Raw genomic sequence first — 21,224 nt, 5'->3', positions numbered from 1 at the left:
GGTAGGGTATGTTTCGCCTTCGTGGTGGGGTCGCGTTCCCTAGATAGCGACAACGCCCCCCCTCACCCCCCCCCCCCCCCCCCCCCCGCCCCCCCCCCCCCCGCCGCGGGCGCCGTGCAATTGGGTGCTGACCCCGATGCCCGCGGGGCCGTGAGCGGGAGAGGGTGGGACGGGAAAACCCTCCGGGGGCGAACATGTGCCCGGTTGTCGTGAAAGGTCGGTGCCGTTTGGTCAGAGAGCGCGACTCACACCCATGGCCGTCCTCGCAGCCGGTGAGGGAGGGACCGGGGCCGGACGCCACGAGCGGCTCGGCGCCGTCCGGCTCCCCGCGCGGCGTGAGGAGCCCCGCCCGCAGGAGGCGCAGGAGGAGGGCCGCTCGCCCCGGCCGCGTGGCCCCCGGCGCACGGGGCTCCGGCCGCTGCCCCCGGCGGGGATCACCGAGCGGGCGGCCGGTCCTCCACGAGCCCGGGGGTCCGGGTCCCGGTGACGCGTACGGCACCGGGGCCGGCCGATGACGCTGACCGAGCTGTACATGGCGCTGCTCGTGGGGGGAGCGGTGCTGCTGGCCAGCATCGCCGCCGCCCGCGCCGCGCACCGCGTCGGGCTGCCCAGCCTGCTGCTGTTCCTGGCCGTGGGCGTGGTCGTCGGCGAGGACGTCATCGGCGTCCGCTTCGACGACGCCGAGCAGGCACAGGCGCTGGCCAACGCCGCGCTGGCGATCATTCTCGTGGAGGGCGGCCTGACCACCCGGTGGTCGAGCGTCCGGCCGGTCGTGGCGCCCGCCGCGGTGCTGGCCACCCTGGGGGTGGGGATCTCCGTCGCGGTCACCGCGGCCGGGGCGCACTGGCTGATGGGCCTGGACTGGCACCTGGCGCTGCTGCTCGGGGCGATCGTCTCCTCCACCGACGCGGCCGCCACCTTCTCGGTGCTGCGCGCCCTCCCCCTGCCGCGGAAGCTCACGGGTCTGGTCGAGGCCGAGTCGGGATTCAACGACGCCCCGACGATCATCCTGGTCACGGTGTTCACCGCGGCCACGACCGACCTGCCCCATCCGGCGCACATCGTCACCAGCGTCGTCTACCAGCTCGTCGTCGGCGGCCTGACGGGCCTGTTCATCGGCCGGATCGGGGTGGCCGCGCTGCGGCGGATCGCCCTGCCCGCCACCGGCCTGTACCCGCTGGCCACCGTGGGGTTCGGCATCACCGCCTTCGCCGCCGCGGGAGTCGTGGGCGCCAGCGGCATCATCGCCGCGTACCTCGCCGGGGTGGTCCTGGGCAACGCCAAGCTCCCCCACCGGGCCGCCACCCGGTCCTTCGCCGAAGGCGCCGGCTGGCTCGCGCAGATCGGGCTGTTCGTCACCCTGGGGCTGCTCGTCGACCCCAGTGAACTGCCCTCGGCCGCACTGCCCGCCGCGGTGGCCGGCCTGGTCCTGCTGCTGGCGGCACGGCCGGTGTCCGTCTTCCTGTGCCTGCTGCCGTTCCGCATGTCCTGGCGGGAGCAGGTCTTCATCTCCTGGGCGGGGCTGCGCGGAGCCGTTCCCATCGTCCTGGCCACCTACCCCGTCGTCGCCGGCGTCGACGGGGCCGGGAACCTGCTCGGCATCGTCTTCGTCCTGGTGGTGCTGTTCACCCTCATCCAGGGCCCCGCCCTGCCGTGGGTGGCCCGGTGGGTCGGCCTGTCCGGCTCCGGGGCGGTGCGCGACGCGCAGGTGGAGAGCGCGCCGCTGGACGTGCTCGACGCGGACCTGCTCACCGTCTCGGTGCCGCCCGGCTCCCGCCTGCACGGGGTGACCGTCCTCGAGCTGCGGCTGCCGCCCCCCACGGTGGTCACCCTCGTCGTCCGTGACGGCACCACCCTGGTGCCCGACGGCGACACCGTCCTGCGCACCGGCGACGAACTCCTGCTGATCACCTCCCGGGACACGCGGGAGGCCGCCGAACGTCGGCTGCGCGCGGTCGGCAGGCGCGGCAGGCTCGCCCGCTGGCTGGGCGAGCACGGCGACGCCGAGGCCGCCGAGACCGTCGGCCGGTGACCCGCCCCCGGGCGGGGACGGCCCCGGGCACCTGACGGCCGCCCGGGGCCGTCCCCGCCCGGGGCGCTCCGTTCCGTGCGGTGGCCGTCCTCCCCGCCGTCCGTGCCCGCCGCTTGCGCGGCGCACCCGCGGGATACGCCCGTCTGCCACATCTTTGCGGTTGATTCCGGCAGCTCCGGGCACCTGTGGAAGTCGATCCGGGGTACACCGCCAGAACCGAGCGGGACGGATCCGTCCCGTGCGGAGGGACCGCGTGGACCGGGAGTCGACGGAGGAGTTGGTGCGGCGGTGCTGTTCCTGCTGGCCGCGCACGGGGTGCTCGCCCTGGCGATCCCCTGGTGGCAGCGACGGCTCGGCCGCGCCGTGTGGCCCCTCGCGGCCCTGGTCCCGCTGGCGGCCGTGGTCTGGGCGGGCACGCGGGCGCCGCGGGTGCTGGACGGCGGCGAGTACCGGGAGACCCTGTCCTGGGCGCCCACGCTCGGGCTGACCGTCGACCTGCGGCTGGACGCCCTGGCCCTGATGATGCTCTGGATCGTCGCCGGTGTCGGCGCGCTGGTGCTGCTGTACTGCCGGTACTACGTCGAGCACGACGCCGGCCGGCTGGCCGCCACGCTGCTGGCCTTCGCGGGCGCGATGGCCGGACTCGTCCTGGCCGACAACCTGTTCGTCCTCTACGTCTTCTGGGAACTGACCACGGTCGCCTCGTTCCTGCTCATCGCCGAACGCGGCGAGGCCGCGGAACAGCGGCGCGCCGCCCGGCAGGCGCTGCTGGTGACCACGGGCGGCGGCCTGGTGATGCTGCTCGGCTTCATCATGCTCGGCCGGGCGGCCGGCACCTACAGCGTCTCGGGCATCCTCGCCGACCCCCCGCGCGGCACGACGGTCTCCGTCGCGGTGGTGCTCGTCCTGATCGGGGCGTTCGCCAAGTCGGCGCAGATGCCGCTGCACGGCTGGCTGCCCGCCGCGATGGTGGCCCCCACCCCGGTGAGCGCCTACCTGCACGCGGCCGCGATGGTCAAGGCGGGCGTCTACCTCATCGCGCGGCTGGCGCCCGCCCTGGCGGACGTGCCCCCGTGGCGGCCGCTGGTGCTCGTCGTCGGCCTGGTCACCATGGTGCTCGCCGCCTGGCGGGCGCTGCGCGCGACCGACCTGAAGATGCTGCTGGCCTACGGCACGGTCAGCGAACTGGGCATGCTCACCGCCCTGCTGGGGGCGGGCACCCGGACCGCGGCGCTGGCCGGGACGGTCATGCTGCTCGCCCACGCGGCGTTCAAGTCCGCGCTGTTCCTGTCGGTCGGCGTCATCGACCACACCACGGGGACCCGCGACATCCGCGAACTGTCGGGCCTCGGCCGCCGCATGCCCGTGCTGTGCGTGGTCGCGACCGTGGCCGTGGCCTCGATGGCCGGCCTGCCGCCGCTGCTCGGGTACCTGGGCAAGGAGGCCGCGGTGGAGGCGTTCCTGCACGGCACGGAACTCGGCGGCCACCTCTGGCTGACGGCGGCGCTCCTGCTCGGCTCCCTGCTGACCGTGGCCTACGGAGCCCGCTTCGTGCAGGGCGCCTTCGGCGGGCCCCCCGGCGACGTGGCGGCCCGCGCCCACCGGCCGGCCCCGGGGTTCGTCGCGCCCGTGGCCGTCCTGTCGGCCGCGACCCTGGTCCTCGGCGTGTGGTACGCGGGCACCGCGGCCCTCACCACGCCCTACGCCGACGCCTATCCGCCGGGCCCGCACGGCTCGTACGAGCTGTCCCTCTGGCACGGCTTCACCGCCGTGTTCGGCCTGTCGATGCTGTCCATCCTCCTCGGTGTCCTGCTCCACCTGGTGCGGGGCGACCGCTGGCGCCTGCCCCGGCTGCCGGACGTGCAGCGCGGGTTCGACCGCGCGATGGCGGCCGTGGACCGGCTGGCCGTGGTCCTGACCGGGCGCACCCAGGTCGGTTCGCTGCCGGTCTACATGACGGTGCTGCTGGTCACCGTGGTGGTGGTGCCGGGTGCGGCGCTGGTGGCCGCGGCGCCCTCCCTGGGCTCGCCGCAGTGGTGGTGGTCGCCGAGCGAACCGTTCCTCGCGGTGATGATGCTGGCGGCCGCGGGGGCGGTGGTCGTCACCCGGCACCGGCTGACCGGCATCCTGCTGTCCGGAGCCGCCGGCTACGGGGTGGCGGTGATCTTCCTGATCCGGGGAGCACCGGACCTGGCGCTCACCCAGTTCCTCGTGGAGACCATGACGCTGGTCGTGGTGGTGCTGGTGCTGCGCCGGATGCCGGCCCGGTTCGAGCCCGGCCGGGCGCGGACCGGCACCCGTGTCGTACGGGTCGTGGCCGCCGCGGCGGTCGGGGTCTTCGTCGCCTGCCTGGCCCTGATGACCTCCTCCGCGCGGGAGATCCCGGCGATCTCCACCGAGTACGTGCACCGGACGCCGGAGACCGGCGCCTACAACATCGTCAACGCGATCATCGTCGAGTTCCGCGCCCTGGACACGCTGGGCGAGATCGCGGTGATCCTGATCGCGGCGGTGGGCGTCGCCAGCCTGGTCAGGACGGGCGGCGCCGGCGCGCTGCGGGAGACCGGCGACCGGGTCGGCGGCCCGTTCCCGACGGCGCGGTGGGACGAGCCCGCGCAGACCTGGCTGCCGGGCGCTCGCGAGCGGTCCGGCGGCGAGCGGTCGGTCCTGCTGGAGGTGGCCACCCGGCTGCTGTTCCCCTCGATCCTGCTGCTCTCGCTCTACCTGCTGTTCTCCGGTCACTACGGCCCCGGCGGAGGGTTCTCCGGCGGCCTGGTGGCGGGGCAGGCGTTCGTGCTGCGGTACCTCGTGGGGGGACGCGCCGACCTGGGAGCCGCCGTACGGGTGCGCGGGAGCGTGATCGCCGGTGCGGGACTGATGCTGGCGGCCTTCGTCGGCCTGCTCCCGCTCGCCTTCGGCGGCGTGCCGCTGGAGAGCGCGGTGGTCACCCTCCGTCCGCCGGTGCTGGGCACGGTGGAGGTCGCGACCAACCTGTTCTTCGACATCGGCGTGTACCTGCTGGTCGTCGGCGTCGTGCTCAGGCTGCTGTCGGCGGTGGGCGTCTCCCTCGACGCCCCCGGGGCCGCGACGGGGGACGAGGACGACGAGGACACCGGCGACGAGGACGACGAGGACACCGGCGACGGGGGCCACGAGGCCGGGCACGGGGCCCGGGGGAAGGAGGAGGGCCGGTGGTGAGCACGATCGACGTGACGCTGTCCGTCGTGGTCGGCGGCCTCTTCGCCGTCGGTTTCTACCTCATGCTCCAGCGCTCGCTGATGCGCATCGTCCTCGGCTTCCTCATCCTCGGCCACGGCACGAACCTGCTGCTCCTGGTCGGCGGAGGCACACCGGGGCTGCCCCCGGTGCTGGGCGACACGCCCCCCGACCCCGACCGGATCGCCGACCCGCTGCCCCAGGCCATGGCGCTGACGTCCATCGTGATCACCTTCGGCCTCACCGCCTTCCTCATGGCGCTGGCCTACCGGTCCTGGTACCTGACCGGCCACGACGAGGTCCCCGACGACCCGGAGGACCGGCGCATCGGCACCATCCGGGAGCGCGCCGACGAGGACCGGGACACCTATCCCGACCCCGAACCCGACTCCGGTCCCGGCGCGGCCCCGGCCGACGACGGCACACAGCAGGGAGGTGACCGATGACGGAGGCGCTGCTGGCCCTGCCCGTCATGCTGCCGGCCATCGGGGCCGGCCTGACCCTGCTCCGCCCGTCCCAGCGCGTGGTGCGGCTCCTGAGCGTCGTCGTCCTGACCCTGGTCCCGGCCGACGCGCTGACGCTGCTCGTGCTCGCCGACACCCACGGCCCGCAGGCCCTGCACGTCGGCGGCTGGGACGCGCCGCTGGGCATCACCCTCGTCGCCGACCGGCTGTCGGCGCTGCTGCTCACCGTGTCGACGCTGGTGACGCTGGCCGTGCTGCTCTTCGCCATGGGGCAGGGCACCGCGGAGGAGGACCGCCGTACGGCCGTGGTCTTCCACCCCGCCTACCTGGTCCTCGTCACGGGTGTGAGCCTGGCGTTCCTCACGGGCGACCTGTTCAACCTCTTCGTCGCCTTCGAGGTGATGCTCGCCGCCTCCTACGTCCTGATCACCATCGACGCCGACGAGAACCGCACCCGCGCGGGCATGACGTACACCATCGTCAGCCTGACCTCGTCCATCCTGTTCATCACCCTGATCGCCCTGGTGTACGCGGCCGCCGGCACCGTCACCCTGGCGCAACTCGGGCCGCGGCTGGCGGAACTGCCCGGCGGACTGCGCGAGACGCTCTCCCTGCTGCTGCTGGTCGTCCTCGGCATCAAGACGGCGATCATCCCGCTCCACCTCTGGCTGCCCGACAGCTATCCCACGGCTCCCGCGCCGATCACCGCGGTGTTCGCCGCGCTGCTGACCAAGGTCGGCGTCTACGCCGTGCTGCGCACCGAGACCCTGCTGTTCCCGCGCGGCAGCGGGTGGATCCTCCTGGCCTGCGCGGCGATCATCACCATGGTCGTGGGCATCCTCGGCGCCATCGCCCAGGACGACGTCAACCGGTTGCTGTCCTTCACCCTGGTCAGCCACATCGGCTTCATGCTGTTCGGCATCGCCCTGTTCGACGTCCGGGGACTGACCGGCACCATCCTCTACATCGTCCACCACATCGTCGTCCAGGCCGGGCTGTTCCTCGCCGCCGGCCTCGCCGTGATCAGGGCGGGAACGGCGTCGCTGCCCCGCATGGCGAAGCGGCCGCCGCCGGGCGTGCTGGTCGCCGTGCTGTTCGCCCTGCCCGCCCTGAGCCTGTCGGGGGTCCCGCCGTTCTCCGGCTTCGTCGCCAAACTGGCCCTGCTCGAGGCCGGGGTCGCCCAGGGCGGCGCGGCCGCCTACAGCCTCGCGGCGGCCGCCCTGCTCACCAGCCTGCTCACCCTCTACGCCATGACGCGGGTGTGGACCACGGCCTTCGCGGGGCAGCCGATGAGCACGGCGCGCGGCGCGTCCGGAAGGCTCGCGTCGTCGGCCACCGAGGCACCCGAACCGAGCCCCGGCGGGGTGCGCGGGGCCCGGCTGATGCTCGTCTCCACGGCCGGCATGGTCCTGACCGGGGTGGCGGTCGCCGTCTTCGCCGGCCCGCTGGCGCGCATCGGCGAGCGGGCCGCCGAGGACCTGCTGCGTCCCGAGGCGTACCGGTCCGTCGTCCTGGGGGAGGAGGAGCGGCGTTGAGCCCCCGTGAGAAGTCCCTCAGGGTCCTGCACCACCTGCCGCTGGTCGTGTGGCTGTGGCTGCTGTGGGTGGTGCTGTGGGGCTCCACCGGCGCGGTCGTGCTCGTCGGCGGACTGCTCGTCGCCCTCCTCGTCGTCGCGCTCTTCCCGCTGCCGTCCGTCCTGCCGGGAGCGGTGCCCCGGCCGCTGTGGATCGGGGCGCTGCTGTTCCACCTGCTGGTCGACCTCATCAGGTCGGGGGCCACCGTCGCCTGGGCGGCCGTCCGGCACGGCGGGAGGACCCGCTCCGCGATCATGGAGGTCCCCCTGCACATCGACGACGACGTGCTGATCACGGTCGTCGCCGAGATCACCACGATCGCCCCCGGCACGGTGGTCATCGAGATCGACCGCCGCCGCAGGCGTCTGTACGTCCACACGCTCCCGATCCGCGACCAGGGGACCGTCGACCGCAGGAGGAAGGAGACGCAGGACCTGGAGCGCAGGGTCGCCCGGTCCGTCGGGCACCGCCACGCCCCGCCCGGGCGCGGGTCACCGGTCGATCCGTCGCAGGTCCCACCGCCGGACGACACACCACCGGACCACCGAGGGGAACGAGGATGACCCACCTGTACGGCGTCACGCTGGGAATCCTGGTCGTGGCCGGACTGCTCACCCTGGTGCGCCTCGTGCACGGGCCGCGCGCCCTGGACCGCATCGTGGCGCTCGACGTCATCGTCACCATGGTCATCGCCGGGACGGCCGTGGGCATGACCCTGCGCGAAGACAGCACCGCCCTGCCCGTGCTCGTGGTCCTCGCCCTGCTGGCCTTCATCGGGTCGGTGACCGCGGCCCACCTCGTCGAGAAGCGGAAGGGCATGCGATGACCGTCCTGCGCGACGTCGTCACCGCCGTCCTGTTCCTCACCGGCGCGTGCTTCTGCCTGCTCGGCGCAGTGGGGCTGCTCCGCTTCCGGGACACCGTGAGCCGTCTGCACGCCGCATCCAAGGCCCAGACCCTGGGCCTGCTGCTCATCCTGGTCGGAGCCGCCGTGCACCGGCCCCTCGGGGACGCCCCGGTGCTCCTGCTCATCGCCCTCTTCCAGCTGTTCAACGCGCCCATCACCAGCCAGATCGTCGGCCGCACCGCCTACCGCACCCACGCGGTCGACCGCCGCCGGCTGTTCGCCGACGAACTCGCGGACCGTCTCGCCCGGGACGGCACCCCCCTGCACGAGCAGGGCGGCCTCACCCCGGACAAGGAGGAGGGGAAGAACCCGGACGACGCGGACCGCTGACGTTTGCGCCGGGGGCCGCACGGAACCCGGCAGACCCCCCGGCGGCGCGCCGCGCGGCCGGGCCGGGCGGGGCACACCGGCGGGAGCGGAAGGGCGAGGGCCGGCATGAAGGTATCCGACTACATCCTCCGGCGGCTGCGCGAGTGGGAGGTGGACCACGTCTTCGCCTACGCGGGCGACGGCATCAACGGCCTGCTGGCGGCGTGGGGACGGGCCGACGACGACCCGAGGTTCATCCAGTCCCGGCACGAGGAGATGTCCGCGTTCCAGGCCGTGGGGTACGCGAAGTTCTCCGGCAGGGCCGGCGTCTGCGCCGCGACCTCCGGGCCGGGCGCGATCCACCTGCTGAACGGGCTGTACGACGCGAAACTCGACCACGTGCCCGTCGTCGCGCTGGTCGGACAGACCGACCGCAGCGCGATGGGCGGCTCGTACCAGCAGGAGGTCGACCTGCAGAGCCTGTACAAGGACGTCGCCTCCGACTTCTGCGAGACGGCGACGGTGCCGGAGCAGCTGCCGAACCTGATCGACCGGGCCTTCCGCACGGCCTACGCCAGGCGGACCGTCACCGCGGTCGTCCTGCCGGGCGACGTGCAGGAACTGGACTACTCCCCGCCGACGCACGCCTTCAAGATGGTGCCCTCCAGCCTGGGCCTCGGGCGCTACGCGCCGGTGCCGGCGGACGAGGACGTCGAGCGGGCCGCCGAGCTGCTGAACGCCGGCGAGAAGGTCGCCGTGCTCATCGGCCAGGGCGCCCGCGGCGCCCGGGCCGAGGTGGAGGAACTGGCGGACGTCCTCGGGGCCGGCGTCGCGAAGGCCCTCCTCGGCAAGGACGTCCTCCCCGACGACCTGCCCCACGTCACCGGCGCCATCGGCCTGCTCGGCACCCGGCCCTCCTACGAGCTGATGCGGGACTGCGACACCCTGCTGGTGATCGGGTCCAGCTTCCCGTACACGCAGTTCCTGCCGGAACTGGACCAGGCCCGCGCGGTGCAGATCGACGTCGACCCGCACATGATCGGCCTGCGCTACCCCTTCGAGGTGAACCTCGTCGGAGACGCGCGCGAGACGCTCCGGCGGCTGCTGCCGCGCCTGCGCCGCAAGGAGGACCGGGCCTGGCGCGAGAAGGTCGAGAAGGACGTCGCCCGCTGGTGGGAGGTCATGCGGCGGCGCGCCGCCGTGGACGCCGACCCGGTCAACCCGGAGTACGTGGTGCACGCCCTCGACGGCAGGCTGCCCGACGACGCGATCGTCACCGCCGACTCCGGTTCCGCCGCCAACTGGTACGCCCGCCACCTGCGGCTGCGCGGGCGGATGCGCGGCTCCCTGTCGGGCACCCTGGCCACCATGGGCCCCGGCGTGCCCTACGCCATCGGCGCGAAGTTCGCGCACCCGGACCGGCCCGCGATCGCCCTCGTCGGGGACGGCGCCATGCAGATGAACGGCATGATGGAGATGGTCACGGCCGCCAAGTACCGGCACCGGTGGTCCGATCCGCGCCTGGTCGTGGCCGTCCTCAACAACGGGGACCTGAACCAGGTGACCTGGGAGATGCGGGCGATGTCCGGGGCGCCGCAGTTCGAGGAGTCGCAGGCCCTCCCCGACCTGCCGTACGCCGAGATCGCGCGGCGGATCGGCCTGGACGGCGTGCGCGTGGAGGAGCCCGGGCAGGTCGAGGCGGCCTGGGACCGGGCGCTGGCGGCCGACCGGCCCTTCGTCGTCGACTTCCGCACCGACCCGGCCGTGCCGCCGATCCCGCCGCACGCGGAGCTGGACCAGATCGAGGCCGCGGCCCTCGCCGTCCTGCGCGGCGACAGCGACCGCGGCTCCGTGGTCAGGCAGGGGTTCAAGGCCAAGGTGCAGGAGATGCTGCCCGGCAGACGGCACCGCGACGACCGTCCCGGAACCGGTGGCGGCGCCGAGGGCCGTCCGTGAGCCCGTCCGGCGGCCCGGCGTGTCACGCCCCCGGCCGTGGGCACGGAGGGACGATGGGGGAGCGAACGGCCGACGACCGGGCCTGAACGGAGGAACCGGGTGGACCAGTGGGTCACCACCGGACGCAGCGGTGGACGAACCGGAGGCGGCGCCCCCGAGGGCGGGGGGAACGCGTCGCGCGGCCCCGGCCCGGACGTGCGCCGGCGGATCCCGCGCACCGACGCCGTCCTGCGCGACCCGCGCCTGCGGGAGGCGGCCCACCGGCTCGGGACCGGTGCGGTGAAGGCGGCGGTCCACCGGGCGCAGGAGCGGGCGCGCGACGGCGCCGTGGCACCGGAGGCGGTGGCCGACACGGCCGTCGCCCTGCTGCCGCGCTCGGTGAGCGGGCTGCGGCCGGTGATCAACGCCACCGGTGTGGTGCTGCACACCAACCTCGGCCGGGCGCCGCTGTCGGCGGCCGCCCGGCGGGCGGTGCAGGAGGCCGCCGGCCCCACCGACGTCGAACTGGACCTGCGCACCGGGGTGCGGGCCCGCCGGGGCCGCACCGCGCTGGCCGCCCTGCGCGAGCGGGTGCCGTCCGCCGCCGCGGCGCACGTCGTCAACAACGGGGCCGCCGCGCTGGTGCTGGCGGCCACCGCGCTCGCGGCCGGGCGGGAGATCGTCATCAGCCGGGGGGAGATGGTGGAGATCGGCGACGGCTTCCGCCTGCCGGACCTGCTGGTGTCCACCGGCGCCCGGCTGCGCGAGGTGGGGACCACCAACCGCACCACCGCCGCCGACTACGCCGGGGCGATCGGCCCGGAGACGGCCTTCGTGCTGAAGGTGCACCCCTCCAACTTCCGCGTCACCGGGTTCACGCGCGCCGCGGGCGTCGGCGACCTCGCGCCGCTGGGCGTCCCGGTCGTCGTCGACATCGGCTCCGGACTCCTGGCCCCCCATCCGCTGCTGCCCGACGAGCCGGACGCCGAGAGCCAGTTGCGTGCCGGGGCGGCCCTCGTGACGGCGAGCGGCGACAAACTGCTGGGCGGCCCGCAGTGCGGTCTGCTCCTGGGGCGGCAGGAGACGGTCCGCGCCCTGGCCCGGCACCCGCTCGCCCGCGCCCTGCGGGTCGACAAGCTGACCCTGGCCGCCCTGGAGGCGACGCTCACCGGGCCCGCGACCCCGACCGGCGAGGCCCTCGGCGCCGACCCGGGACACCTGCGGCGCCGCGCCGAGCGGCTCGCCGCCTCGCTGGCCGCCGACGGCGTCGACGTACGGGCCGTGGACAGCCGTGCGACGGTGGGCGGGGGCGGGGCGCCCGGCGTGACGCTGCCCAGCGCCGCCCTGTCCCTGCCCGAGCACTGCGCCGCCGCCCTGCGCACCGGGCCGGTCCCCGTGGTGGGGCGGCTGGAGGGCGGGCGGTGCCTGCTCGACCTCAGGGCGGTGCCGGAACAGGACGACGAGCGGCTGGCCGGGGCCGTCCGGTCGGCTGCGGGGAGGTAGGCGGGATGCGGGTGCTGGCCACCGCCGGGCACGTCGACCACGGCAAGTCCGCCCTGGCCCGGGCGCTGACCGGGATGGAACCCGACCGGTTCGAGGAGGAGCGGCGCCGGGGCCTGACCCTGGACCTCGGGTTCGTGTGGACCCGCCTGGACGACCCGGACGACCCGGGCGGCCCGGGCGGCGAACACCTGGCCCTGGTCGACGTGCCGGGTCACGAGCGGTTCGTCGCCACCATGCTGGCCGGTGTGGGGCCCGTCCCCGCCGTGCTGTTCGTGGTCGCCGCCGACCAGGGCTGGCAGGAGCAGTCGCAGGAGCACCTGGAGATCCTGGACGCGCTCGGCGTCCGTCACGCCGTGCTCGCCGTGACCCGCAGCGACCTGGCCGACCCGGAGCCCGTGCGGGCCGACGCCGTCCGCCGCATGGCCGCCACCTCCCTCGGCCGCGTGCCGTCCGTCGCGGTGAGCGCGGTGACCGGCGCGGGGCTGGACGGGCTGCGCCGGGAACTGGCCCTGCTGGCCCGCGCGCTGCCCGTCCCGCCGGCCGACGCGGACGTGCGGCTGTGGCTGGACCGCGCCTTCACCGTGCGCGGTCGCGGCACGGTCGTCACCGGCACCCTGGGCGCGGGCACCCTGCGCGTCGGCGACCGGCTGGTGGCGGGGGACGGCACGACCGGGCTGCGGGTGCGCGGACTGCAGTGCCTGCACGAGGACCGGTCCGCCGTCAGCGGTGTGGCGCGCGTGGCCGTCGACGTCCACGGGGCCCCCGACGGCGTACTGGGCCGGGGCAGGGTGCTGCTGACGCCGGACCGCTGGCTGCTCACCGCGACGACCGACGTCCGGGTGGGCGGAACGCCGGCCGACGAGCTCCCCCGGAGGGTCACCCTGCACCTGGGCACCGCCGCGGTGCCGGTGACGGTCCGGCCGCTCGGGGCGGACACCGCCCGGCTCACCCTGGACCGGGAACTGCCGCTGCGGATCGGCGACCGGGCGGTGCTGCGGGAGCCGGGCGGGAGCCGCGCGCCGTGCGGGGTGACCGTGCTGGACGTCCGGCCGCCCGCCCTGACCCGGCGCGGGGCGGGCCGGGCCAGGGCGGCCGAACTGGCCGGGATGACCGGCCGCCCGGACGGCGCGGCCGAACTGAGGCGGCGCCGGCTCGTCCGCCGCGCGGAGCTCCTGGCGATGGGCGCGGACGCCCCCGTGCCGCCGGTCGCCGGGGACTGGCTGGCCGACCCGGAGCACTGGGCGGCGCTGCGCGGCCGTCTGGGCACCGAGGTGGAACGGCACGCGGCACGGCACCCGATGGACCCCGGCCTGCCCGCCGAGGCCGCCCGGCACCTGCTCGGCCTGCCCGACCGGGCCCTGGTCGACGCGCTCGCCGACCACCCCGGCCCGGTACGGCTGCGCCGTGCCCAGGGGCGGCTGTACGGACCCGGAGGCGACGGCCCCACCCTCCCGCCGCCGGTCCGGGCCGCCGTCGACGCCGTGCGGCGGGAGCTGGAGCGGGCCCCGTTCCGCGCCCCGGAGGCCGACCGGCTGGCCGGACTGGGGCTCGGACGCAAGGAGCTGGCCGCCGCGGTCGCCGCGGGCGCGCTGCTGCGGGTCGGTGACGGCATCGTCCTGCTGCCGGGGGCGGACGTCCGGGCCGCCGCCGTACTGCGCGGCCTCGCGCAGCCGTTCACGCTGAGCGAGGCCCGCAAGGCCCTGGACACCACCCGCCGGGTGGCCGTACCGCTGCTGGAGTTCCTGGACGGGCGGGGCCTGACCGAACGGGTGGACGACCGGCACCGGCGCTGCCGGGCCGGCGCGGGGAGCGGAGGCGGACGGGAATCGAACCCGCCTGCCCGAGATCCTCGGACACCTCGGTTTTGAAGACCGGGAGGGCCACCAGGCACCCACACGCCTCCTCCGCCGCCGCCCAGGCTACCCGCTCCCCCCTCCTCCTCCCGGCCCACACCCCCGACCCGACCCGATCCGATCCGACCAGGAGCAGGCCATGCACTCCCCGACGCACGCACCCGTCCGCCTCACGCAGTTCGCCCACGGCGGCGGCTGCGCCTGCAAGATCCCGCCCGGCGAGCTGGAGGACGTCCTCGGCGGCCTCGCCCGGCCGGTCCCGCCCTCCGGCGACACCCCGCTCCTGGTCGGGCTGGCCACCGGCGACGACGCGGCCGTGGTCGGCCTGCCCGCGCGGGACGGGACCGCGGACCGGGCCGTGATCTCCACCGCCGACTTCTTCACCCCCGTCGTGGACGACGCCTACGACTGGGGCCGCATCGCCGCCGCCAACGCCCTGTCCGACGTGTACGCGATGGGCGGGCGCCCGGTCCTCGCCGTCAACCTCCTGGCCTGGCCCCGGGACGTGCTGCCCTTCGAGCTGGCGCGCGAGGTGCTGCGCGGCGGGCTGGACGTCGCCGCCGAGGCGGGCTGCCACGTCGGGGGCGGGCACAGCGTGGACGACCCGGAGCCCAAGTACGGGATGGCCGTCACCGGCCTGGCGGACCCGGCCCGGCTGCTGCGCAACGACACCGGACGCCCGGGGGTGCCCCTGTCGCTCACCAAGCCCCTCGGGCTGGGAGTCCTGAACAACCGTCACAAGGCCACCGGCGAGCGGTTCGAGCAGGCGGTGGCCACCATGACGGCGCTCAACCGGGACGCCTCGGCCGCCGCCCTGGCCGCCGGGGCCACCTGCGCCACCGACGTCACCGGCTTCGGCCTCCTCGGCCACCTGCACAAGCTCGCCCGCGCCTCGGGCGTGACCGCCGTGGTCGACACCGCCGCCGTGCCCTACCTCGACGGGGCCCGCGAGGCGGTGCGGGACGGCTACGTCAGCGGCGGCACCCGGCGGAACCTGGAGTGGGTGGCGCCGTTCACCGACTTCGGGTCCGCGGACGACGACACCCGCCTGCTCCTGGCCGACGCCCAGACCTCGGGCGGGCTGCTGGTGGCGGGCGAGGTGCCGGGCGCCCCCGTCATCGGGGAACTCGTCCCGAAGGGGGCGCACTCCGTGGTCCTGAGGTGAGCCGGCCGCACGGGCCGGCTCACGGACCGGTGCCGGCGCGCTCGTCGATCCCCGCCCGTTCCCGGCAGCGGCGCACCGGCTCCGGGGCGGCCGGGCCCCGAGGGCGGCGCCCCGGCCGGATGTCCACGGCGAACGCCTTCGCCTCCTGGATCCGCGTGTCGGGGTCCAGCGGCAGGTGCGGCGGCTCGTCGGCCGCGTCGCCCGTGGTGTGGCCGTTCGGGCCCCAGGGGTAGGGGAGTCCCACCTGGTGCGGGGTACGGCCGTGCACGGCCTGCTCGCCGCGCCCGTGCCGCCCCGACCGGGCGACGACCGTTCCGACTCCCGCTGGAGGCACCCCGTGACGACCACCCGCCCGCCGGTCACCCTCGACGACGTCCGCGCCGCGGCGAAGCGCCTGGAAGGCGTCGCACACCGCACGCCGGTCCTGCGCTCGCGCACCCTGGACGCACTCGTCGGTGCCGAGGTCCACCTCAAGTGCGAGAACTTCCAGCGGGTCGGCGCCTTCAAGTTCCGCGGCGCCTACCACGCCGCGTCCCGCCTCGCCCCCGCCCGGCTGTCCCGGGGCATCGCCGCCTACTCCTCCGGCAACCACGCCCAGGCCGTCGCCCTGGCCGCCCGGGAGCTGGGCACCACCGCCGTCATCGTGATGCCCGAGGACGCGCCGCCGTCGAAGCGGGCGGCCACCGAGGGGTACGGCGCCGAGATCGTCACCTACGACCGCTACACCGGCGACCGGGTCGCCGTCGCCCGGGCGCTGGCCGCCGAGCGCGGTCTGACCCTCATCCCTCCCTACGAGCACCCGGACGTCGTCGCCGGACAGGGCACGGCGGCCCTCGAACTGATCGAGGAGGCGGGAGAGCTGGACGCGCTGCTCGCGCCGGTCGGCGGCGGGGGCCTGATCGCCGGAAGCGCCACCGCCGTCAAGGGCCTGTGCCCCGCGGCCCGGGTGATCGGCGTCGAGCCGGAGGCCGGGGACGACACCAGGCGGTCGCTGGAGGCCGGCCGCCGCGTGAGCATCCCGGTCCCGCGCACCATCGCCGACGGCCAGGCCCTGCACACCCCCGGCGAGCTGACCTTCTCCCTCAACCGGCGGCTGCTGGACGGGATCGTGCTGGTCGACGACGACGAGATCAGGGACGCGATGCGGTTCGCCTTCGAGCGCCTGAAGATCGTCCTGGAGCCGAGCGGGGCCACCGCGCTGGCCGCGCTGCTCACCGGCCGCGCGGGCCCCCTCCCGGGCCGGGTCGGGGCGATCCTCTCCGGCGGGAACGTCGATGCCGGGCGTTTCGCGCGGCTGTGCGGACCCGGCGACTGACGCACCGGCCCCCGGCCACCCGGATGGCGTTCCCGCGGGGACGGGCGGACGATGAAGGGGTGGGGCCCGGCCCCCGCCGGTGCCGTTCGGGACGGACGGAGACCGGACCCGCGGTCGTGCGGGCACGACCGGAAGGGAGAAGGGGCATGTTCGAGGTCAAGATGCTGGACAAGCCGGACGAACGACGGGACTTCCCCAGGGGGCACCTCGAAGCCGTCCACATGACGGGGCTGGACTTCGCCGTGGCCACCTTCGAGCCGGGGTGGCGCTGGTCCGAGTCCGTCGGCCCCATCGCGGGCACCGGAAGCTGCCAGGTCCACCACAACGGCTACGTCGTCCGGGGCCGCATGCGCATCCGCATGGACGACGGCGCCGAGGGCGAGGTCGGCCCCGGTGACGTCTTCGTCTGCTCGCCCGGCCACGACGCGTGGGTCGTCGGCGACGAGCAGGTCGTGGTGCACGACTTCGCGGGCGGCATGGCCCAGACGTACGCGAAGGCGGACTGACCGGACCGGAACCTCCGGCCGGGCACGGGAACGGCAGGGTCCGGGCACCCCGCGGGGTGCCCGGACCCTCTCCGGGCGCTCGCCCACCCGTCCGTCACACGGGTGCGGCCACCGCCCGCACCGCCGGGGCGCGCGGCACGCGCCGGGCCGTGGCCAGGCTCGTCCCGAGCGTGACCCCGCCGCGCCGGTCGCGGCGACCGCGGCCCACACGCCGTACATCCGCTCCGGCAGCGCCGCGTCCCCGCGGACCACGGTGAACGGCACGATCCCGGCCGGCTTCAGCGGCGCTGTCCGCCGTTCCGCAGGACGTGGTGACCTTGACCAGGCGCAGCGCCTCGGGGGCGGGTCGCGTGTCGTGGTCGCGTCGTGCCCCGTCGCGCGCCGTCGTCATCTCCTCCGTCCGGCACGTCCCGTGCCCTGCCGAAGACGCTGCGGAGGGGAGGGCCGCGCCCCACGGGGTGCGGAACCCGTGTCCGGGGGCGCGCCCGACGACACCCCCGGCGGGGGGTCACCCGACCAGGACGACCTCCAGCGTGCGCGGGCCGTGCACGCCCTCCACCCGGTCCAGTTCGATGTCGCTGGTCGCCGACGGGCCGGAGATCCAGGTGAGCGGGCGGGCCGGGTCGAGGCGTTCGAGGGCCTGCGGGACGGAGGAGACGACCTGGTCGGGGACGCGGACCACGCAGATGTGGTGGTCGGGGATCAGGGTGATGCGGCGCCGGCCCTGGTCGGGCGAGCCGTCCAGCACGATCGTGCCGGTCTCGGCGACGGCGACCGCGCAGCCCGTGACCACGCTCTCGACCTCGTCCAGTTCGCGCGGCGTGCTCACGGCACGGTCGTGGATCCGGATGGGATCGGCGGCCGACATCCACTCCGGCGGCAGCCCCGGCGGCACGAGCACGTGCCGGGAACCCCGCTCGGCGAGCAACCGCATGATCACGAGGGGCAGTTCGTCGTCGGTGGTCCGGTGCACGACCGCCCGGTAGTCGGCCAGGTTCTCCGCGAGGAGGTCCACCGTCTCCCCGACGGTGCGCCCGCCGTGCTCGCGCAGGTAGTCCCGGGCGACCGCCCGCTCGTACGGGACCGCGTCGCGCGGCGCGTCGGCGAGGGCGCGCCGCACCCGGCCCAGGATCCGTTCCCTGCTGCTCACTCGGTTCCGTCCTTTCCGCCGTTCGTGCGCCGCCACCAGTCCCGGAACGGTTCCGCCGGCACCGCGGGCAGGGCGCGGGTCCCGCTCCACGCCCGGCCGGGGCCCGGCAGGGTGCGCGGATGGAGGCGGCGGGTGCGCGAGGCGAGACGCTGGCCGGCCGCCAGGGCTCCGGGGTGCGTGAACGCCCAGCGGGCCGCGCGCATCGCCGCCCGCTCGGCGGCGTGCCCCTTGGCGGGGCGCAGCACCACCTTGTTGCCGGCCCGGGTGGCCGGGCCGCCCTCCACCACCCGTTCCCGCAGGTGCACCAGCACCTCGGGGATGTCGATGGCGACGGGGCACACCTCGTAGCAGGCCCCGCACAGCGACGAGGCGTACGGCAGGGACGCGTCGATCTCGCTGCCCGTGCCCCGCAGTTGGGGGCTGAGGACGGCGCCGATCGGTCCCGGGTAGACCGAGCCGTACGCGTGGCCGCCGGCCCGCTCGTACACCGGGCACACGTTCAGGCAGGCCGAGCAGCGGATGCAGCGCAGCGCCTGCCGCCCCACCTCGTCGGCGAGGGTGTCGGTGCGGCCGTTGTCCAGCAGGACCAGGTGGAAGCTGCGCGGGCCGTCGCCGTCCGTCGTGCCCGTCCACATCGAGGTGTACGGGTTCATCCGCTCGGCGGTCGAGGAGCGGGGGAGGGTCTGCAGGAACACCTCCAGGTCCCGCCAGGTCGGCACCACCTTCTCGATGCCGACGACCGAGATCAGCGTCTCGGGCAGGGTCAGGCACATCCGCCCGTTGCCCTCGGACTCCACCACCACCAGCGTGCCGGTCTCGGCGACCATGAAGTTGGCGCCGGAGATGCCGACCCTGGCGCGCAGGAACTTCTCCCGCAGGTGCAGCCGCGCCGCCTCGGCGAGTTCGGCGGGCGTGTCCGTGAGCCCTTCCGGGGCGGGGCGGCCCCACGCGCCCATCGCGCGGGCGAAGATCTCCCGGATCTCCCCGCGGTTGCGGTGGATCGCCGGAACCAGGATGTGCGAGGGCCGGTCCCCGCCCAACTGCACGATCAGTTCGGCCAGGTCGGTCTCGTAGGCGCGGATGCCCTCGGCCTCCAGGGCCTCGTTGAGCCCGATCTCCTGCGTGGTCATCGACTTGACCTTGACGACCTCCGACTCGCCGGTCTCCTTGACCAGTCGGGTGACGATCCGGTTCGCCTCGTCGGCGTCGGCGGCCCAGTGCACGGTGCCGCCCGCCGCCGTCACCGACTCCTCCAGCCGCACGAGGTGGTGGTCGAGACGGCGCAGCGTGTGGTCCTTGATGCGCTTGCCCGCCTCCCGCAGTCCGGCCCAGTCGGCCAGCTCCGCGACGGCCTCGGCGCGCTTGGCCCGGATGGTGTGCGTGGCGTGCCGCAGATTGCCGCGCAGGGCGGCATCGCGCACGGCGTCCCGCGCCGCCACCGGGAACGCCGGGTGGGCGGATGGGGGAGACGACGCGGGGGCGGGCGGGGAGGACGCCGTGGGGGCGGGTGGGGGAAACGCGGGCATTCCGACGAACGTTCCGCTCATGGGGCCGGCTCCTCCTCCGTGCTCGCCAGGATCTCCGCGATGTGCACCGGCCGCATGCCGGTCCGCAGCCGCGTCATCGTTCCGCCGAGGTGCATCAGGCAGGAGTTGTCCGCCGCGCACAGCACCTCGGCGCCCGTCGACTCGGCGTTGCGCACCTTGTCGGCGCCCATCGCGGCCGAGACGTCGGAGTTCTTCAGCGCGAAGGTGCCGCCGAAGCCGCAGCACTCCTCCGCGCCCGGCAGTTCGACCAGTTCCAGCCCCCTCACCGCCCGCAGCAGCCGCAGCGGCCGCTCGCCCAGGCCCAGTGCGCGCAGCCCGTGGCAGGTCGGGTGGTAGGTCACCTTGTGCGGGTAGTACGCCCCGACGTCCGTCACCCCCAGCACGTCCACCAGGAACTCGGTGAGCTCGTACGTCTTCGGCACCACCGGTGCCAGCGCCGCCGCGAGGGTGTCGCCCCGGCCCTCCGCCCGGGCCCGCTCGCCCAGCCGCGGGTACAGCTCCCGCACCATCGCCCCGCACGACCCGGACGGCGTCACGATCGCCTCGTGGTCCCGGAAGACCTCGGAGAAGCGCAGGGCCATCGGCTCCGCCTCGCGCCGGTACCCGGTGTTGTAGTGCGCCTGGCCGCAACAGGTCTGCGCCACCGGGAAGTCGACGTCGACGCCGAGCCCGGTGAGGAGTTTCACCACGGCGCGCCCGGTGTCCGGATAGAGCGTGTCGTTGACGCAGGTCAGGAACAGGGCGACACGCATCGCGGCTCCTCGTGCGATCGATCCTCCGATGAAGGCAGGGTAGTGCGGGTGCGGGTGCGGGTGCGGGTGCGGGTGCGGGTGCGGGTGCGGGTGTGGGTGCGGGGGCGTCGCGGTCAGTCCCGGGCGAGCCGGGCCTGCGCCGCCCGCCACCGCCGCGTGCCGCCGCGCGGCTCGTACCGCGTCAGCAGCTGGGTGCGGGCGAGCAGCCGCCGCATCCCGGCGAGGTCGCCGACCAGCCCGTGCGCACGGGCCTGCGCCAGCACGTTGCCCAGCGCCGCCTCCGTCGGCCCGGACACCACCGGCAGCCCGCAGGCGTCGGCGGTCAGCTGACACAGCAGGGCGTTGCGGGCGCCGCCGCCGACGTGCACGACGTCCACCGGCCGCCCGGCGAGCCGCTGCGCGTCCTCCACCGCCCTGCGGTAGGCAGGGGGGCCACCGAGGTCAACGCCCCGCCGGCAGGCCGAGACGGCCCCCTTCCTCGAGTCCCTCGACGGCACCCGGCCCGACGGGGCGATGAAGCCGCTCACCGGGGTCTTCCACCTCGCCTGACCACGGACGGGCCGCCGGACCGGCCCCCTGGCCGGAAAGCGTCCCCGCGAGGCCGTGCCGGTAGTGTGAAGGCCCCGCCGCCCCGTCCGCTTGGAGGTCCTCGCCCGATGGCCCAGCCGGTGGGTATCAAGGACGTCGCCCGCGTCGCCGGAGTCTCCGTCGGCACGGTCTCCAACGTGATCAACCGCCCGGACACGGTCGCCGCCGGAACCCGGGCGCGGGTGCTGTCCGCCATCGACCGGCTCGGTTACGTCCGCAGCGAGTCCGCGCGCCAGCTGCGCGCGGGCCGCAGCCGGATCATGGGCCTGCTCGTCCTCGACATGGGCAACCCCTTCTTCGTCGACGTGGGGGGGGGGGGGGGGGGGGGGGGGGGGGGGGGGGGGGGGGGGGGGGGGGGGGGGGGGGGGGGGAGAGGGAGAAGGGGGGGGGGGGGAAGAGCGGGTCCCTT

At 75.4% G+C, this 21,224-nt stretch carries 15 protein-coding genes, 1 tRNA gene and 5 pseudogenes; 14 read left to right on the top strand and 7 right to left on the bottom strand.

All coding sequences use genetic code 11. The annotated features are described in order from the left end of the window. Positions 1–511: 511 nt before the first annotated feature. The 10 genes and pseudogenes from ACZ56B_RS02035 to ACZ56B_RS01990 form a co-directional block, all read left to right on the top strand. Complete coding sequence (locus ACZ56B_RS02035) at positions 512–2,032, top strand: potassium/proton antiporter (RefSeq protein WP_468785232.1); 1,521 nt, start codon at positions 512–514, stop codon at positions 2,030–2,032. Positions 2,033–2,320: 288 nt separating this feature from the next. Further along, entirely contained in the window at positions 2,321–5,230 is a 2,910-nt protein-coding gene (locus ACZ56B_RS02030; protein ID WP_468785230.1) for a Na+/H+ antiporter subunit A, read from the top strand. Continuing rightward, positions 5,227–5,694 carry a Na(+)/H(+) antiporter subunit C gene (locus ACZ56B_RS02025; RefSeq protein WP_468785228.1) on the top strand — a complete coding sequence of 156 codons (468 nt, stop codon included), beginning with the start codon at positions 5,227–5,229 and terminating at the stop codon, positions 5,692–5,694. Before ACZ56B_RS02030 ends, ACZ56B_RS02025 begins: the two co-directional genes overlap by 4 nt. After that, positions 5,691–7,247, top strand: a complete 1,557-nt coding sequence (locus tag ACZ56B_RS02020; RefSeq protein ID WP_468785226.1) for a Na+/H+ antiporter subunit D — start codon at positions 5,691–5,693, stop codon at positions 7,245–7,247. Before ACZ56B_RS02025 ends, ACZ56B_RS02020 begins: the two co-directional genes overlap by 4 nt. After that, a complete protein-coding gene (locus ACZ56B_RS02015; RefSeq protein ID WP_468785224.1) occupies positions 7,244–7,849 on the top strand; it encodes a Na+/H+ antiporter subunit E in 606 nt (201 codons plus the stop codon). Before ACZ56B_RS02020 ends, ACZ56B_RS02015 begins: the two co-directional genes overlap by 4 nt. Continuing rightward, positions 7,846–8,112: an MrpF/PhaF family protein gene (locus tag ACZ56B_RS02010; protein WP_468785222.1), complete on the top strand. Its 267-nt coding sequence runs from the start codon at positions 7,846–7,848 to the stop codon at positions 8,110–8,112. The genes ACZ56B_RS02015 and ACZ56B_RS02010 overlap by 4 nt, the downstream gene beginning before the upstream one ends. Then, positions 8,109–8,522: a monovalent cation/H(+) antiporter subunit G gene (gene mnhG, locus ACZ56B_RS02005; RefSeq protein ID WP_468785219.1), complete on the top strand. Its 414-nt coding sequence runs from the start codon at positions 8,109–8,111 to the stop codon at positions 8,520–8,522. The genes ACZ56B_RS02010 and mnhG overlap by 4 nt, the downstream gene beginning before the upstream one ends. 105 nt (positions 8,523–8,627) lie before the next feature. Beyond that, positions 8,628–10,457, top strand: a complete 1,830-nt coding sequence (locus ACZ56B_RS02000; RefSeq protein WP_468785217.1) for a thiamine pyrophosphate-requiring protein — start codon at positions 8,628–8,630, stop codon at positions 10,455–10,457. A 195-nt stretch (positions 10,458–10,652) separates the two neighbouring features. Next, a complete protein-coding gene (gene selA, locus ACZ56B_RS01995; RefSeq protein ID WP_468785477.1) occupies positions 10,653–11,939 on the top strand; it encodes an L-seryl-tRNA(Sec) selenium transferase in 1,287 nt (428 codons plus the stop codon). A 5-nt stretch (positions 11,940–11,944) separates the two neighbouring features. Continuing rightward, a pseudogene (locus ACZ56B_RS01990) lies at positions 11,945–13,714 on the top strand (SelB domain-containing protein); the annotation flags it as partial. A 35-nt stretch (positions 13,715–13,749) separates the two neighbouring features. Here the strand turns inward: ACZ56B_RS01990 and ACZ56B_RS01985 are convergent. Further along, positions 13,750–13,842, bottom strand: a tRNA-Sec gene (locus ACZ56B_RS01985). A gap of 89 nt (positions 13,843–13,931) precedes the next feature. On the opposite strand from ACZ56B_RS01985, the gene selD reads away from it, so the two are divergent. After that, positions 13,932–14,957: a selenide, water dikinase SelD gene (gene selD / locus ACZ56B_RS01980; protein WP_468785215.1), complete on the top strand. Its 1,026-nt coding sequence runs from the start codon at positions 13,932–13,934 to the stop codon at positions 14,955–14,957. A 19-nt stretch (positions 14,958–14,976) separates the two neighbouring features. Here selD and ACZ56B_RS01975 read toward each other — a convergent pair. Beyond that, positions 14,977–15,225, bottom strand: a pseudogene (locus ACZ56B_RS01975) (hypothetical protein); the annotation flags it as partial. A 69-nt stretch (positions 15,226–15,294) separates the two neighbouring features. Between ACZ56B_RS01975 and ACZ56B_RS01970 the strand changes: the two are divergent. Both ACZ56B_RS01970 and ACZ56B_RS01965 read left to right on the top strand, forming a co-directional pair. Beyond that, positions 15,295–16,272 (top strand): pyridoxal-phosphate dependent enzyme, encoded by a 978-nt coding sequence (locus tag ACZ56B_RS01970; protein WP_468785213.1) that lies wholly within the window; start codon positions 15,295–15,297, stop codon positions 16,270–16,272. A 146-nt stretch (positions 16,273–16,418) separates the two neighbouring features. Then, entirely contained in the window at positions 16,419–16,778 is a 360-nt protein-coding gene (locus tag ACZ56B_RS01965; RefSeq protein WP_468785211.1) for a cupin domain-containing protein, read from the top strand. Between the two features lie 94 nt (positions 16,779–16,872). Here ACZ56B_RS01965 and ACZ56B_RS01960 read toward each other — a convergent pair. From ACZ56B_RS01960 to ACZ56B_RS01940, 5 genes and pseudogenes are all read right to left on the bottom strand, one after another. After that, positions 16,873–17,051, bottom strand: a pseudogene (locus ACZ56B_RS01960) (ABC transporter permease); the annotation flags it as partial. A gap of 235 nt (positions 17,052–17,286) precedes the next feature. After that, positions 17,287–17,928 carry a LutC/YkgG family protein gene (locus ACZ56B_RS01955; RefSeq protein WP_468785209.1) on the bottom strand — a complete coding sequence of 214 codons (642 nt, stop codon included), beginning with the start codon at positions 17,926–17,928 and terminating at the stop codon, positions 17,287–17,289. Next, positions 17,925–19,475: a lactate utilization protein B gene (locus ACZ56B_RS01950; protein WP_468785207.1), complete on the bottom strand. Its 1,551-nt coding sequence runs from the start codon at positions 19,473–19,475 to the stop codon at positions 17,925–17,927. The genes ACZ56B_RS01955 and ACZ56B_RS01950 overlap by 4 nt, the downstream gene beginning before the upstream one ends. Next, the gene (locus ACZ56B_RS01945; RefSeq protein WP_468785205.1) at positions 19,472–20,227 is read right to left on the bottom strand and encodes a (Fe-S)-binding protein; all 756 of its coding nucleotides are present in this window, start codon (positions 20,225–20,227) and stop codon (positions 19,472–19,474) included. The genes ACZ56B_RS01950 and ACZ56B_RS01945 overlap by 4 nt, the downstream gene beginning before the upstream one ends. Positions 20,228–20,340: 113 nt before the next feature. After that, a pseudogene (locus ACZ56B_RS01940) lies at positions 20,341–20,652 on the bottom strand (FGGY-family carbohydrate kinase); the annotation flags it as partial. A 231-nt stretch (positions 20,653–20,883) separates the two neighbouring features. Here ACZ56B_RS01940 and ACZ56B_RS01935 point away from each other — a divergent pair. Next, positions 20,884–21,224: pseudogene (locus tag ACZ56B_RS01935) on the top strand (LacI family DNA-binding transcriptional regulator); the annotation flags it as partial.

Source organism: Streptomyces sp. NPDC034670 (genome assembly GCF_055574875.1).
This window is presented reverse-complemented; position numbering and strand designations above follow the sequence as displayed.

Excerpts from the sequence above, each read along its gene's own strand:
- ACZ56B_RS02035 (WP_468785232.1), top strand. The coding sequence starts at position 512 with ATGACGCTGACCGAGCTGTACATGGCGCTGCTCGTGGGGGGAGCGGTG.
- ACZ56B_RS02020 (WP_468785226.1), top strand. The coding sequence starts at position 5,691 with ATGACGGAGGCGCTGCTGGCCCTGCCCGTCATGCTGCCGGCCATCGGG.
- ACZ56B_RS02010 (WP_468785222.1), top strand. The coding sequence starts at position 7,846 with ATGACCCACCTGTACGGCGTCACGCTGGGAATCCTGGTCGTGGCCGGA.
- mnhG (WP_468785219.1), top strand. The coding sequence starts at position 8,109 with ATGACCGTCCTGCGCGACGTCGTCACCGCCGTCCTGTTCCTCACCGGC.
- ACZ56B_RS02000 (WP_468785217.1), top strand. The coding sequence starts at position 8,628 with ATGAAGGTATCCGACTACATCCTCCGGCGGCTGCGCGAGTGGGAGGTG.
- selD (WP_468785215.1), top strand. The coding sequence starts at position 13,932 with ATGCACTCCCCGACGCACGCACCCGTCCGCCTCACGCAGTTCGCCCAC.
- ACZ56B_RS01965 (WP_468785211.1), top strand. The coding sequence starts at position 16,419 with ATGTTCGAGGTCAAGATGCTGGACAAGCCGGACGAACGACGGGACTTC.
- ACZ56B_RS01950 (WP_468785207.1), bottom strand. The coding sequence starts at position 19,475 with ATGAGCGGAACGTTCGTCGGAATGCCCGCGTTTCCCCCACCCGCCCCC.
- ACZ56B_RS01945 (WP_468785205.1), bottom strand. The coding sequence starts at position 20,227 with ATGCGTGTCGCCCTGTTCCTGACCTGCGTCAACGACACGCTCTATCCG.